The organism is Micromonospora echinofusca (assembly GCF_900091445.1).
GTDB classification, from domain to species: Bacteria; Actinomycetota; Actinomycetes; order Mycobacteriales; family Micromonosporaceae; genus Micromonospora; species Micromonospora echinofusca.
Window position 1 is genome coordinate 6,339,786 of the sequence record NZ_LT607733.1, and the last position, 13,695, is coordinate 6,353,480.

The following is a 13,695-nucleotide window of genomic DNA, read 5'->3' on the forward strand; positions in this document are numbered from 1 at the left end:
ACCAGCCGGGCAGGCGCACGAGTTGCGCGGCCGGGTGACCCCCCGGTGCCGACGCAGACAGACAGGGAGAGACGGATGGCAAAGGGCGACCCCGGGGTCTCCAGTCGCGGCCGACGGGCCGCACCCCGGTCCAGGAAGGGTGCGACCGGCGACCCGCAGCTGGTGCAGCTGCTCACCCCGGAGGGTGAGCGGATCGAGAGCGCGACCGGCCCGGACGGGACCGAGTACCGCGTCGACTTCACCGACGAGGAGTACCGCGGGCTCTACCGCGACCTCGTGCTGGTCCGCAAGCTCGACGCCGAGGCCACCGCGTTGCAGCGCCAGGGCGAGCTGGGCCTGTGGGCCAGCCTGCTCGGCCAGGAGGCCGCGCAGGTGGGCTCGGGACGCGCGCTGCGTACGCAGGACATGGCCTTCCCGACCTACCGGGAGCACGGCGTCCTCTACTGCCGGGGCATCGACCCGATCATGCCGCTCGGCCTGTTCCGGGGCGTCGACCAGGGCGGCTGGGACCCGAACGAGTTCAAGTTCAACATGTACACGATCGTGATCGGGGCGCAGACCCTGCACGCGACCGGGTACGCCATGGGCGTCCACATGGACGGCAAGACCGGCACCGAGGACGGCGAGGCGGTGATCGCCTACTTCGGCGACGGCGCCACCAGCCAGGGCGACGTCAACGAGGCGTTCGTCTGGGCCAGCGTCTTCAACGCCCCGCTGGTGTTCTTCTGCCAGAACAACCAGTACGCCATCTCCGAGCCGCTGGAGCGGCAGACCCGCGTGCCGCTCTACCAGCGGGCGGGCGGCTTCGGCTTCCCCGGTGTGCGGGTGGACGGCAACGACGTCCTCGCGTCGTACGCGGTGACCCGGCACGCGCTGGACAACGCCCGGCTCGGCCAGGGCCCCAGCCTGATCGAGGCCTACACCTACCGGATGGGCGCGCACACCACCTCCGACGACCCGACCCGCTACCGGATCGCCAGCGAGGTCGAGGCCTGGCAGGCGAAGGACCCGATCGCCCGGATGAAGGCGTTCCTGGAGAAGCAGCAGATCGCCGACGCGGACTTCTTCGCCGCCGTCGACGAGCAGGCCCGCACCGAGTCGGTGCACCTGCGCGAGCGGGTGCTCGCCATGCCCAACCCCGATCCGGTGACGATGTTCGACCACGTCTACCCCAACGGGTCCCCCGAGCTCGACGAGCAGCGGGCGCAGTTCACGAAGTACATGGAGTCGTTCGAGGGGAGCGCCCACTGATGGCCACGGAGACGCTCACCCTCGGCAAGGCCCTCAACACCGGTCTGCGCAGGGCCCTGGAGAACGACCCGAAGGTCGTCATCATGGGCGAGGACGTCGGCAAGCTCGGCGGCGTCTTCCGGATCACCGACGGCCTCCAGAAGGACTTCGGCGACCAGCGCGTGATCGACACGCCGCTCGCCGAGTCCGGCATCATCGGCACCGCGGTCGGCCTGGCCATCCGCGGCTTCCGGCCGGTCTGCGAGATCCAGTTCGACGGCTTCGTCTACCCCGCGTACGACCAGATCGTGTCGCAGGTGGCGAAGATGCACTACCGCTCGCAGGGCAAGGTGCGGATCCCGATGGTCATCCGGATCCCGTTCGGCGGCGGCATCGGCGCGGTCGAGCACCACTCGGAGTCGCCGGAGGCGTACTTCGCCCACACCGCCGGCCTGAAGGTGGTGTCCTGCGCCAACCCGCAGGACGCGTACACGATGATCCAGCAGGCCATCGCGTCGGACGACCCTGTCGTCTTCCTGGAGCCGAAGCGGCGCTACTGGGAGAAGGGCCCGGTCGAGCTGGACGCCCCGCTGTCGGGGGCGTACCCGCTGCACTCGTCCCGGGTCGTGCGGACCGGCACGGACGCCACGGTGCTGGCGTACGGGCCGATGGTGCGGACCTGCCTGGACGCGGCGACCGCCGCCGCCGAGGACGGCCGGGAGCTGGAGGTCATCGACCTGCGCTCGATCTCCCCGCTGGACCTGGCCGCCGCGTACGAGTCGGTGAAGCGCACCGGCCGCTGCGTGGTCGTGCACGAGGCCCCGGGCAACCTGGGCCTGGGCTCGGAGATCGCCGCCCGGATCACCGAGGAGTGCTTCTACTCCCTGGAGTCCCCGGTGCTGCGGGTGACCGGCTTCGACACCCCCTACCCGGCTTCCCGGGTGGAGGAGGAGTACCTGCCCGACCTCGACCGGGTGCTCGACGCCGTCGACCGCACCTTCGGTTGGTGAGCGGCATGTCACGGATCAAGGAGTTCAACCTGCCCGACCTGGGCGAGGGCCTGACCGAGGGTGAGATCCTCGCGTGGCTCGTCAAGGTCGGCGACGTGATCGAGCTGAACCAGCCGATCGTCGAGGTGGAGACGGCCAAGGCGGCCGTCGAGATCCCGGCGAAGTGGGCCGGCCAGGTGCAGGCGATCTTCCACCCGGAGGGGAGCACGGTCGAGGTCGGTACGCCGATCATCGCGATCGACACCGACCCGGGCGCCGGGCCGATCGAGCAGTCGACGACCGGTGCGCCGGCCTCCGCCCTGCCCACCCCGTCGGCGGCGTCGCTGGCCGCGGTCGAGGTGGCGCCGGCCGAGGGCGCGGTCGAGCCGGGCCTGATCGGCGGTCCCGCCCCGGGCGGCCGTACCGCCGTGCTGGTGGGCTACGGCCCGCGCACCGCGGCGGCCAAGCGCCGCCCGCGCAGGGGCGACGCACCGGTGCCGGCCCAGGCTACGACGCCGGTCGCACCGACGCAGCCGGCCCCGGTGGTCGCCGCGCCGTCGAACGGTCACGGACCGGCCGGTGGGCCCGTGCTGGCCAAGCCGCCGGTACGCAAGCTCGCCAAGGATCTCGGCGTCGACCTGTCCACGCTGACCGGGTCGGGGCCGCTGGGCTCGATCACCCGGGAGGACGTACAGCGGGCGGCGAGCGGGGCCACGACGGTGGCCGAGCCGCTCGCGGTGTCGGCGCCGGCCACGGCGGCTGCGAGCTTCGGCGCGGACCGCGAGCAGCGCATCCCCGTCAAGGGGGTACGCAAGCTCACCGCCGAGAACATGTCCCGCTCGGCGTTCACCGCTCCGCACGTCACGGAGTTCCTCACCGTCGACGTGACCCGGGCGATGAAGGCCCTGGACCGGCTCCGCAACCGGCGGGAGTGGCGCGACGTACGGGTCTCGCCGCTGCTGCTGGTGGCCAAGGCGGTGCTGCTGGCGGTCAAGCGTCACCCGATGGTCAACTCGACCTGGGCCGGCGACGAGATCGTCGTCAAGGACTACGTCAACCTGGGCATCGCGGCGGCCACCGAGCGCGGGCTGATCGTGCCGAACATCAAGGACGCCGGCCGGCTCTCGCTGCGTGAGCTGGCGGACGCGATGACCGACCTGGTGCAGACGGCCAAGACCGGAAAGACCTCGCCGGCCGACATGTCCGGCGGCACGCTGACGATCACCAACGTCGGCGTGTTCGGGGTGGACACCGGTACGCCGATCCTGCCTCCGGGCGAGTCGGCGATCCTGGCCTTCGGCGCGGTCCGCGAGATGCCCTGGGTGCACAAGGGCAAGGTGAAGCCGCGTCAGGTCACCACGCTGGGCCTGTCCTTCGACCACCGCATCATCGACGGTGAGCTGGGCTCGAAGTTCCTGCGCGACATCGGGGAGTTCCTGGCCGATCCGGAGGCGGCGCTGCTCGCCTGGACCTGACGGTCCTGAAGCCAGCCGAACGGCCGGTGTGCGACGGGTTGACGCCCGGCACACCGGCCGTGTCCGTTTGGGGGCGTGCTCACGCCCGGCATCGGACCGACTCCAGAGACAGAGGAATGCGTCGGTCACAAGCCCTTCACACCTTCGATTGTTCGGCTCGTGTCCCAGCTCACCTAATAATCGTTGGAAGTTGGCGCCGTCTTGGGGTTCAATGGAGTCATCAAGGGGCTGACAACCGAATAGCCAGGAGGAGAGACCCGTGAGCATGATCGAGCGAATCCGTAACCGCCGCGACGCCAACCGCCGCGCCCGTGCCATCGAGCACGCGCTGCGCTCCGCGAACTCGCCCGCGGTCCGCGAAGAGATCCTCGCCATCGCCCAGCGTCACATGAGCTGACGCCCGGAACCTTCCTCACCTCCTCCAGATCGACGACCCGCCCGGTCCCGCCGGGCGGGTCGTCGGCGTTTCGCAGCGGTTGGCACCGGGATTCCACCTCGCCCCAGCGCCCGGTACGGTGGGCTTCGGTCGTCGCCCGCCGACCCGGAACAGTCGAGTCGATAGAAGCCGCTCGACACCGTCCGGCCACGGGGAGTGACGGCCGTGCTCCCCGGACGCCCTCGGGTGGTCACCCGATACGGTGCGGGGAGCCGGCACGGCCGGTACACCGGCGACGCCGGCCACCCTGCCGAGAAGACCGATCGGCAGCGGCGGCCGACAGGTGATGGAGGAGGCGCACGCATGACGTCCGAGGGCACGCACCACCCCGGCCAGCAGCCGGACGAGGTGTCGCCGGGCGCCGGCGGACCGGCGCCGTACGGCGACCGCCCGGCACAGCAGGACAACGGCTACGGCGCCGGCGCCCCCGACCTGGGCTGGGCGCCCCCGCCCCCGTCGGGCCGACCGAACCCGCCGGCCTGGGGCGCGCAGGGTGAGCAGCAGCAGGCCCCCGCGTGGGCCGCCCAGGCGCCGCAGCAGACCGACCCGGCCCAGCCCGGCCAGTGGGGGCCGCCCAGCGGATCGCCGCAGCCGGCGTGGCCCGGCGCGCAGGAGCAGTCCGGCCCGGCGTGGGCCGCCGCCGCTCCTCCTCCGCAGCAGCCGCCGCACGCCGGCCCGGAGCAGCCCGCGTGGGCGCCGGCCGAGCAGGCGTCCCCCGCCTGGGCCCAGCCCGAGCCCGCCGCCCGTGGCGCCGCCCGGGTCCCCCAGGCCGCACCCGCCCCCCAGCCCTGGCCCGCCCAGGACGACCCGGCCCGCTCCGGCGGCTGGAACGCAGCCGAGCAGCAGCAGGGCGAGCAGGCACGTCCCGGCGCCTGGGCCGACGGTGCCGCGCCGGACGACCGCCCCCCGCAGGCCGACTGGGCCGCACAGCAGGACGACCCGAACCGCTCCGGCGGCTGGAACGCAGCCGGCCAGCAGCACGACGACCCCAACCGCTCCGGCGGCTGGAACGGCGGCGGCCAGCAGCAGGACGAGCAGGCGTCGCCCGCCTGGGCCCAGCCCGAGCCCGCCGCCCGTGGCGCCGCCCGGGTCCCCCAGGCCGCACCCGCCCCCCAGCCCTGGCCCGCCCAGGACGACCCCGCCCGCTCCGGCGGCTGGAACGCCGAGTCCCCTCAGGACCCGGCCGGCAGCTGGCCCCCCGCAGCGCAGCAGGACGACCCCAACCGCTCCGGCGGCTGGAACGGCGCCGAGCAGCAGCAGGACGAGCAGCCCGGCTGGGACGCCGGCGCGGAGCAGCGTCCGGACGGAAACTGGACCGCGCCCCGCGACGACCAGCCCCAGGGCGACGAGTGGTCGGCCCGGGACGAGCGCTCCGCACGGGGTGCCGCCTCCGTCCCCCCGCCGCAGCCCGACGACCGGGACGCCAACGGCTGGGGTGCCGCACAGCCCGCCGCCACCCCGCCCGGCCGCGCATCCGTCCCGATGCCCGGCGACGGCGGGCAGCAGCCGTGGGGTTCCGCCCCCGAGAGCCTGCCGCAGCGGGGTGCCAGCGGCGAGCGCCCGGCCGTACCGGACGTCGAGCCCTGGTCTGCGGACGAGGCGTGGGGTCGCGCGGAGACGGGCGAGCCCGCACCGGCCCAGGCCGGCAACGGCTGGGAGCCGGAGCGGGCCGAGGAGCCGCCGATCTACCAGCCCGCACCGGGGCCCGGCATCTCGCCGGCCAACGCCGTACCACTGCCGCCGCAGGAGCAGCGGGTGCCCGGCGCGAGCCTGGCCGCCGCGCCGCCCGCCGACTACGCCCCGCCGGCCCAGTTCGCCCCCGAGCAGCCGGGCCGCGACGGCACCCCGCAGGCGTACGAGCACGAGCAGCCGGGCTGGGCCCAGGCCGGCTCCCGGCACGACGAGCCGCAGTCGCCCGCCGGTCCGGTGGTCCCCGCACCCCGTACCTCGCCGGAGGCGGGCGGGCGGGCTTCCGTACCGTCGCCGGAGGCTGCCGATCCGGCGGCCGGCAGCGTGTCGGCGAGCGCCTCGGTGCCGCTGGCCAGTCGGGTCATGCCGCCCACCGACCAGGCACTGCGGCCGGTCGGCACGCCGGCGCCGCAACCCCGGGTGTACGGCAGGCCGGCCCGCCCCGAGCCTGCGGACGAGCCGGAGCAGGACGCCCCGGGCGGGCACCGGCCCGACCACCCGCCGGCGCCCAGCTTCAACCAGGGACCGGAGCCGCGCTTCGGGCAGGGGCCCGACCCCCAGTTCGACCAGGACCCGCGCTTCGGCCAGGGGCCGGATCCCCGCGTCGACGAGCCGCGCTTCGGCCAGGGCCAGGACAACCGGTTCGGCCAGGGCCAGGACAACCGCTTCGACCAGGGACCGGACGAGCAGTTCGACCGGAGCCCCGACAGCCGGTTCGACCAGGGTCCGGAGGCTCGCTTCGACGACCGCGACCGGGCGCCGAGCGGGACCGCCGTCTTCGGCGCGGTCGCACCCATGGCACCCGCCTCGCCGGCCGCGCCCCCGGCCTTCCCGCCGGGCGTGCCGTCCTTCGTCGACCCGCCGGCCAGTGACCGGCCGGTGAACGGGGTCCGGCCGCACGACAGCGCGGACCGGCCCGCCGACCCGTTCGGTACGCCGTCCGGCGGCGCGGCACCCGGCTACGGGCCCGCCCCGACCGCCGCGCCCACGTCGGGCGGCGCGTTCCCGGCGGCGTTCCCGCCGCCCCCGCAGCAGCCCGGCCCCTGGGACCAGGGCGGCCCGGAGCAGGAGCAGAACCGCTTCGACTCGTTCAAGCCGATCGCGGAGCCGAAGGCCGAGCCCGCCCCCACGCCCAAGGTCCGCAACGGCCGGGTGCTCGCGGCGGTGCTGGTCGCGGCGGTGCTCATCCTGGCGGTACCCCTGGGCCTGCTCATGCTGCTCGGCAAGGTCGGCGGCGACGACCCGGCCCCGGCGTTCGACCCGGCGGTCGGCAGCTGCGTGAAGAAGTCGGGCGAGAGCGCGGCGGCGGCGCAGTGCGGCGAGGCGGGCGCCTTCACCGTGGTCTCCAAGGTGGACGCGAAGGACAAGTGCGCCGACCCGACCCAGCCGCACGTGGAGCTCCAGGGCGGCGGGACCAACCGGGTGCTCTGCCTCAAGCCGGCAGGCCAGTAACTCACCGCGCGACGGCGGGGCCACGGTCATCCGTGGCCCCGCCGTCGCTTGCACCGCCGAGGATCAGGCGCTTGGGGGGGGACTAATCAGAGGACCGCCCCAACCCGTCCCGGTGGAGAGGTAGAAGGTGGTTTGCTCCTCAACAGTCGAGTGGTCGGCTCGCCCGTCTCCATTGAGGTCCACCCACCCGTTCCCACTGATGTAGCTGTAGTTCCCGGACGGGTGCGAGTAGGTGACGCCGAAGGAACTGCCGTTCGACACCGTGCAGACGCCGAGAGCGTTGGTGATCCGACAGAAGTCGAGGCGGCCGTCACCGTTGAAGTCGGCCCATCCTCGGGTGACCCAATAGCCGACATCCATGGCAGCCGAGGTGATGGTCGACCCGAAGTTGTTGCCCGTCGAGAGCGTGCACTGGACCGACTTCGAGAAATTGCCGACAACCCGGCAGTAGTCGACCCGCCCGTCGCCGTTGAAGTCGACCCAGTCACGGCTGTCGTCCCATCCGCCGTCCAGGTTGGCGGACGTGAAGGTGGTGCCGAACCCCGTGCCCGTGGAGAGCGTGCACTGCAGCTTGCTGGAACTGACGACGCGGCAGTAGTCGGCTCGGCCGTCCCCATTGACGTCCGCCCAGTCCCGGCCGGCGTCCCAGCCCGCGTCGATGTTGCCGGAGGTGTAGGTGGCGCCGAAGCCGGTGCCCGTGGAGACGGTGCACTGGACCTTCTGGCTCCAGGTCCCGATCACCCGACAGAAGTCGGCACGCCCGTCCGCGTTGAAGTCGACCCAGGCCTGACCCGCGGTCCAGCCCGGGTCGAGCCCTCCTGACGTGTACGTCGACCCGAACGACGTGCCGTTCGACAGGGTGCAGGACAGAGATTTACCTCCGGCCGCGACCACCCGGCAGTAGTCGACCCGACCATCACCGTTGAAGTCGACCCAGGCCCGCCCCTCCTGGTAACCAGGGTCCTGGTTGAACCCCGTGATCCGCTGGCCGAGGCCGATACCCGTTGAAAGTACACACCTCAGTTCCGTAGACGACCAGTCAGAGCAGTAATCAGCCTTCCCGTCGGCGTTGAAGTCGACCCAGGCCATGCCGAACTGAACGTTGGTGGTTGGCGATTTGGCGTGCACGACGGCTGGCGGCGTAACGGCAATGGAACCGATGAGGAGAGCGGCGGCAAACAGCACACGAGCCCCCCATCTTCTGAGGTTTCGTTCGTACAGCATTCGTGGACAACCCACTTTCTCGTGCTGCGGAGATTGCGGCTACAAATGATTCTTTTCGCCAATCAGCGGAATTCACACGCTCCGACTGGCGTCAGCACTGATGATGTCCCGACCTCTCGCCCGCACGCCTGAGTAGTGAATACTCAGATAAATGTGCCCCAGGTCACACAAGGCCCGCAGGGCAGGGCTGTGGACGGGCAGCGGTGTCCGGCAGCCGGGGGCATCGGCGAATGGGCGGGACGGCTACCCGTCTGGGCAGGGCGAGTCGACTGGACGTGCCGGCACCCGGGCCTGGCGCTCGATCTAGGAGGCCTGCCAGCCGGATATCCTGGCAGACCGGCCTCGTGACCCCGGTGCTGCGAACACCCGCCCAACAGGAGTTCCCGTGCCCGACGCGATGATCAGCTCGACCGCTCAGATCGGACGGCGGTGGCCACTGGTGGGCCGCGACCCCGACATCGACCGGACGATCGATCGGCTGTTGGCGCCCGAGGGGCGCGCAGTGCTGGTCACGGGGCCTACCGGAGTGGGCAAGAGCCGGGTCCTGGAGGCCGTCCTGCACCGTTGCGTGGCCAAGGGCCACCATGTGCTGCCAGCCAACGGAACCATGACGGACCAGGGTGCTCCGCTCGGCGTGGCCCGTCACCTGGCTCCGCAGGTGGAGCCGCTCGACACCGCGCCGGCAGGAGCCCTGCACCGGCTCATCGAGAGCCTTCCTCGGCCGACCGGCCAGCACCTGGTGGTTCTCGCCGTCGACAACGTGAGCGGCCTGGACGAGGCTGCCGCACGACTCGTGGGAAAACTGGCCTCGGAGCAAAGGGTGCGGGTGCTGCTCGCGGCAGCGGAGACCGCGATCGGCACGGGCCCGGTCGATGTGCTGCGCCGGACCGTACGGCTCGACCGGGTGGATCTCGCACCACTGGATTGGCAACACACCAGGCAGCTGATCTCCGCCGCGTTCGGTACCGACGTCGACGGGCTCACCGCGGACGGATTGTGGCGGCTCACCGGCGGTAATCCGCTCCTCCTGCGCGAACTGCTGCGGAACGCGGTAGAGAACGACGCGCTGACCCTCCACGATCACGTGGTGGGCTGGCGACAGGGCACGGTCGTCCGGGCCTGGGCCGGTGACGCGTTGACGGGACCGTTGGAGCCGCTGTCGACGGAGGAGTCCGCGGCACTGCGATACATCGCCTATGGGGACGGGGCTCCGGTCGACGTGATCGAACACCTGGCCCCGATGTCGGTGATCGAACGTCTGGAGGAGCTCGGCCTCATCCGGCTCGACCAGTCCGATCCGTCCACGCTGGTCACCGTGGCCCACCCAATCACCGCTCGTACCGTCCGTACGCGGACCGGGCCGTTGCGGGCCCGGCGCGTGCACGCCGAGTTGGTCGCGGCGCTGGAGGCGACCGGGTCCCCCGACCGGGTCCGCGACGTCCTGTGGCGGTTGGCCGCCCGGTTCGAGGTTCCCGATGACGAGGTGCTGCGAGCCTCCGCGGAGGCGCTACTCGGCCACGACGCGGCCACCGCGGAGCAACTCGCACGACAGGTGCACGGGCCCGCAGCCGCCTGGCACCTCGGCCGCGCACTGCTTGCCCGAGGCAGTCATCGCTCGGCAGAGCGCTGGTTGGCCGAGGCGTACCGGAACCTGACCGATCCGGCGGCACGCGCGAACGCCGCCGCCCTGCGCGCCGTCAACCGGTGTTGGGGAATCGACGAGCCGGACAGCGCGCTCCGGATGATCGCCGAGGCGCGGGCCGCGCTGCCCGCCGACGTCCACGCCGACCTGCTGGCGGCCGAGGCGTTCGTCATGGCCTTCGGCGGCCCGGCCGCCGAGGCGGCCGACGCGGTGGACCAGCTCTCGCAGCACCCGCCGCGCGACCCGCTCCTGGCGGGCGTGGTCCCGCCGCTCCGCCCGCGACTCCTGCTGCTGGGCGGAAGACCCGAGCGGGCCGTCGCGGAGTTCCCCACGGACCTGAGCGGAAAGCCCTCGATCTGGCCGGCGATGCGCGCGCTCCTCCAGGCCACTCACGTGCAGGCCCTCATCATGGCCGGTGCCGTCCGCCAAGCGGCGGACCTGGTGGGACGCCACTACCGGGACGCCGTGGAGCACGGCACGCCGGACGGGGTCGCCACCATCGCCCTCGCGGGCGGGATCTGCGCCTACTACCAGGGGAACGCCGGGCAGGCGGCACGGTGGTTGCGTGAGGCCCGTGCGCTCACCGCCGAGCGGGTCGGCTTCAGGTTCCGGGAAACCCTGCTGGCTATCGGCGTCGGTGTCGAGGCACAACTCGGGCAGGTCGAGAAGGCACAGGAGCTGCTTTCCCGACTCCGTCGGGGCGCGACGGCACGCACCGCTTCCGACTATGGCGCCTTCGGCGAGGTGTGGGCGCTGGTCATCTCGGGCAACCGGACCGGAGCCGCCACCCTCCTACGCCGCCTGGCGGCCGAGGCGGCCAGGGCCGGGGATCTGCTGATGGCCACGGAGTTCCTGCATGTGGAGGTGCGGCTCGCCCCGTCCGCCGCCGCGGCCAGCCGGGTCCGCGAACTCGCCGCCAAGACGGACGGCAGACTCTTCGCCCTCCTCGCCGAGCACGCGGAGGCGTTGGCCCGCCGGGACGCGCGGGTACTCAACCGGGTCAGCGCCACGTTCGAGGAGCTCGGATACCGCGGTTTCGCATTGGAAGCTGCGGCCAACGGGGCGATGTTCGGTGGCGGCCGGGTCACGAACGCACTGGCCAGAAGGACCCAGCGGTTACTCGGCGAGCACCAGGGCACCTGGCCGGAGTGGCTGCCCGAGCCCAGGACCGCTCCGGCTCTGACCGACCGGGAACGGCAGGTCAGCGAACTCGCCGCGACGGGTATGGACACCCCCGCGATCGCCAGGGCGCTGACCATCTCGGCGCGCACCGCCGAGAACCACCTCCATCGCGCCTACAGCAAGCTCGGCATCCATCGCCGTCACGAACTCGCCAGGGCGCTCGCCGAGGACGGTTTCGTCCTCCCCACGATCGCCCGCCAGGTCGTGTAACGGCCCCGGTCGACCTGTCGCGGCCCGTCGGCCTGCCAGCCAACCATCCCGTGGGACGACCGGCACCGAAATGGCGTCCGCAGCGTCGGCCCCGGCTAGCGCCGGTTCGCCCGCGTGACCAGGAACCAGACCAGGCCGCCAATGAGCGCGGCGGACGAGACCACACAGCACAGCGTGGCGAGGTGCCACGGCTTGAGAGCACCCATGCCACACACCGTACCGATTCGCCACCGTCCCGAGGAGCCCCCGATGCCCGGCTCGGCTCCAGCAAGACATGGCAGGCTGGCTGACATGGGATCGACAGCGCGCGTACGTGCCCCCGAACTGCGGGGCCGGCAGTGGCTCAACACGGGTGGGCGGAACCTGACCTTGAAGGACCTTCGAGGTCGCTGTGTCTTGTTAGATTTCTGGACCTTCTGCTGCATCAACTGCCTGCACGTGCTCGACGAGCTGCGCCCGCTGGAGGAGAAGTACGGCGACGTGCTCGTCGTGATCGGCGTGCACTCGCCGAAGTTCGAGCACGAGAAGGACCCGGACGCGCTGGCCGCCGCCGTGGAACGGTACGGCGTGCACCACCCCGTGCTCGACGACCCCGAGCTGGAGATGTGGCAGCAGTACGCGGCCCGCGCCTGGCCCACCCTGTCGGTGATCGATCCCGAGGGCTACGTGGTGGCGACGATGGCGGGCGAGGGTCACGCCGAAGGGCTCGCCCGGCTCGTCGACGACCTGATCGACACCCACGAGGCGAAGGGCACGCTGCACCGGGGCGACGGCCCGTACGTCCCGCCGGCCGAGCCGGAGACCACGCTGCGCTTCCCGGGCAAGGCGGTGCTGCTGGAGAGCGGCAACCTGCTGGTGTCCGACTCGGCCCGGCACTCGCTGGCGGAGCTTGCGCCCGACGGCGAGACGCTGGTCCGCCGCATCGGGGCGGGCACCCGGGGCCGGGCCGACGGTCCCGCCGGGGCCGCCACCTTCTCCGAGCCGCAGGGGCTGTGCCTGCTGCCGGCGCACACCGCCGAGGTGGCCGGCTACGACCTCGTGGTCGCCGACACCGTCAACCACCTGCTGCGCGGCGTACGGCTGGCGGGCGGCGAGGTGGTGACCGTCGCCGGCACCGGCCGGCAGTGGCGTTCCACGGTTGACGACCACTCGCACGACGCGCTCTCGGTCGACCTCTCCTCCCCCTGGGACCTGGCCTGGTACGACGACAAGGTCGTCGTCGCGATGGCCGGCATCCACCAGCTCTGGTGGTTCGACCCGGTGAAGCGCACCGCCGGCATGTACGCGGGCACCACCGTCGAGGCCCTGCGCGACGGCCCGCTGGCGGAGGCGTGGATGGCACAGCCGTCCGGCCTCTCCGTCTCCGCCGACGGCGCCCGGCTCTGGGTGGCCGACAGCGAGACCAGCGCGATCCGGTACGTCGAGAACGACGTCATGGGCACCGCAGTCGGGCAGGGGCTCTTCGACTTCGGGCACGTCGACGGGCCAGCGTCGGAGGCGCTGCTCCAGCATCCGCTGGGGGTGTGCGCGCTGCCGGACGGCTCGGTGCTGATCGCCGACACGTACAACGGGGCGGTCCGCCGCTTCGACCCGGAGAGCGACCGGGTCTCGACGGTCGCCGACGGGCTGGCCGAGCCGAGCGACCTGCTGCTCACCCCGGCCGGCGAGGTGCTGGTGGTGGAGTCCGCCGCGCACCGGCTGACCCGGCTGGCACCGGGCGCGCTCTCGGCGGCCGGCGCCAGCACCGTCGACGGCCCCCGGCACCGCACCGAACGCAAGTCCACCGACGTGGCGGCCGGCGAGGTGACCCTGGACGTGATCTTCACGCCCGCGCCGGGGCAGAAGCTCGACGAGACGTACGGCCCGTCGACGCGGCTGGTGGTGTCGGCGTCGCCGCCGGAGCTGCTGGTGGAGGGCGCGGGCACCGGCACCGAACTGTCCCGGCGGCTGGTGGTCGACGGCACGGTGGCGGGGGGCGTGCTCCAGGTGACCGCCCAGGCGGCGACCTGCGACGCGGACGTCGAGCACGCGGCCTGCCACCTGACCCGGCAGGACTGGGGCGTGCCGGTCCGGGTCGTCGAGGGCGCCGCCGTGCGGCTCCCGCTGGTGCTCCGCGGCCTGGACGACGCCTGACGCCCGGCCACGGCCGACGCCGGGCGGGTCCCG

Annotated in this window: 8 protein-coding genes; 7 read left to right on the forward strand and 1 reads right to left on the reverse strand. The window is 72.7% G+C overall.

Translation table 11 applies throughout. The features are described from left to right. Window positions 1-75 precede the first annotated feature (75 nt). The 5 genes from pdhA to GA0070610_RS27295 all read left to right on the forward strand — a co-directional run bounded on the left by pdhA (window position 76) and on the right by GA0070610_RS27295 (window position 7,271). Window positions 76-1,251 (forward strand): pyruvate dehydrogenase (acetyl-transferring) E1 component subunit alpha, encoded by a 1,176-nt coding sequence (pdhA, locus tag GA0070610_RS27280; RefSeq protein WP_089002685.1) that lies wholly within the window; start codon window positions 76-78, stop codon window positions 1,249-1,251. Next, window positions 1,251-2,240 (forward strand): alpha-ketoacid dehydrogenase subunit beta, encoded by a 990-nt coding sequence (locus GA0070610_RS27285; protein ID WP_089002686.1) that lies wholly within the window; start codon window positions 1,251-1,253, stop codon window positions 2,238-2,240. The genes pdhA and GA0070610_RS27285 overlap by 1 nt, the downstream gene beginning before the upstream one ends. A gap of 5 nt (window positions 2,241-2,245) precedes the next feature. After that, complete coding sequence (locus tag GA0070610_RS27290) at window positions 2,246-3,694, forward strand: dihydrolipoamide acetyltransferase family protein (RefSeq protein WP_089002687.1); 1,449 nt, start codon at window positions 2,246-2,248, stop codon at window positions 3,692-3,694. Between the two features lie 259 nt (window positions 3,695-3,953). Further along, window positions 3,954-4,091 (forward strand): hypothetical protein, encoded by a 138-nt coding sequence (locus GA0070610_RS31005; protein ID WP_165947779.1) that lies wholly within the window; start codon window positions 3,954-3,956, stop codon window positions 4,089-4,091. 342 nt (window positions 4,092-4,433) lie between these two features. Beyond that, window positions 4,434-7,271, forward strand: a complete 2,838-nt coding sequence (locus GA0070610_RS27295) for an LppU/SCO3897 family protein (protein WP_089002688.1) — start codon at window positions 4,434-4,436, stop codon at window positions 7,269-7,271. A 63-nt stretch (window positions 7,272-7,334) separates the two neighbouring features. Here the strand turns inward: GA0070610_RS27295 and GA0070610_RS27300 are convergent, their stop codons facing one another. Then, window positions 7,335-8,495, reverse strand: a complete 1,161-nt coding sequence (locus GA0070610_RS27300) for an FG-GAP repeat domain-containing protein (protein WP_157747250.1) — start codon at window positions 8,493-8,495, stop codon at window positions 7,335-7,337. 385 nt (window positions 8,496-8,880) lie between these two features. On the opposite strand from GA0070610_RS27300, the gene GA0070610_RS27305 reads away from it, so the two are divergent. Then, entirely contained in the window at window positions 8,881-11,529 is a 2,649-nt protein-coding gene (locus tag GA0070610_RS27305) for a helix-turn-helix transcriptional regulator (protein WP_089002690.1), read from the forward strand. A 291-nt stretch (window positions 11,530-11,820) separates the two neighbouring features. Next, the gene (locus tag GA0070610_RS27310; protein WP_089002691.1) at window positions 11,821-13,662 is read left to right on the forward strand and encodes an NHL domain-containing thioredoxin family protein; all 1,842 of its coding nucleotides are present in this window, start codon (window positions 11,821-11,823) and stop codon (window positions 13,660-13,662) included. Window positions 13,663-13,695: the final 33 nt, after the last annotated feature.

What these genes read in the sequence shown, in the direction of transcription:
- GA0070610_RS27310 (WP_089002691.1), top strand. Translation starts at nt 11,821, where the DNA reads ATGGGATCGACAGCGCGCGTACGTGCCCCCGAACTGCGGGGCCGGCAG.
- pdhA (WP_089002685.1), top strand. Translation starts at nt 76, where the DNA reads ATGGCAAAGGGCGACCCCGGGGTCTCCAGTCGCGGCCGACGGGCCGCA.
- GA0070610_RS27300 (WP_157747250.1), bottom strand. Translation starts at nt 8,495, where the DNA reads ATGCTGTACGAACGAAACCTCAGAAGATGGGGGGCTCGTGTGCTGTTT.
- GA0070610_RS27285 (WP_089002686.1), top strand. Translation starts at nt 1,251, where the DNA reads ATGGCCACGGAGACGCTCACCCTCGGCAAGGCCCTCAACACCGGTCTG.
- GA0070610_RS27295 (WP_089002688.1), top strand. Translation starts at nt 4,434, where the DNA reads ATGACGTCCGAGGGCACGCACCACCCCGGCCAGCAGCCGGACGAGGTG.
- GA0070610_RS27290 (WP_089002687.1), top strand. Translation starts at nt 2,246, where the DNA reads ATGTCACGGATCAAGGAGTTCAACCTGCCCGACCTGGGCGAGGGCCTG.